The 366-nt window shown below is 66.1% G+C and carries 1 pseudogene; it reads right to left on the reverse strand.

The window, feature by feature from the left end:
- Positions 1-347 (reverse strand): annotated as a pseudogene (locus GORHZ_RS29320) (hypothetical protein); the annotation flags it as partial.
- Between the last annotated feature and the right edge of the window lie 19 nt (positions 348-366).

The following is a 366-nucleotide window of genomic DNA, read 5'->3' on the forward strand; positions in this document are numbered from 1 at the left end:
GCGATCTCCGCACACCGCCGCGCCACCTCCGCAGCCAGACGCGTCGTCGCCTCATCGAGATCCCGCTGAGCGACACGGAAATACCGCACATGATCGCGACCCAACAGAAACGTACTGTCCGACTCCGCCAGCCGCGCCCGCCCCCGCGCCGCGAGATCCAACAACTCCACCGTCCACACCGAACCCGTCGGCTCATCCACCCGACCGGTATCGATCAGATGATCGGCGAGCATCCGATCGAGCATGTGCGGACGAATCTCCGGACTGCACCGCTGGGCCACCACGACCTCCGCGCGCGGGTCGACGACCGCCAACCGCAGCCCGTCATCATCGAAATCCAGGAGCACGAAAGGACCATCCGCAGAC

This window comes from Gordonia rhizosphera NBRC 16068 (assembly GCF_000298195.1).
Classification (GTDB): Bacteria; Actinomycetota; Actinomycetes; order Mycobacteriales; family Mycobacteriaceae; genus Gordonia; species Gordonia rhizosphera.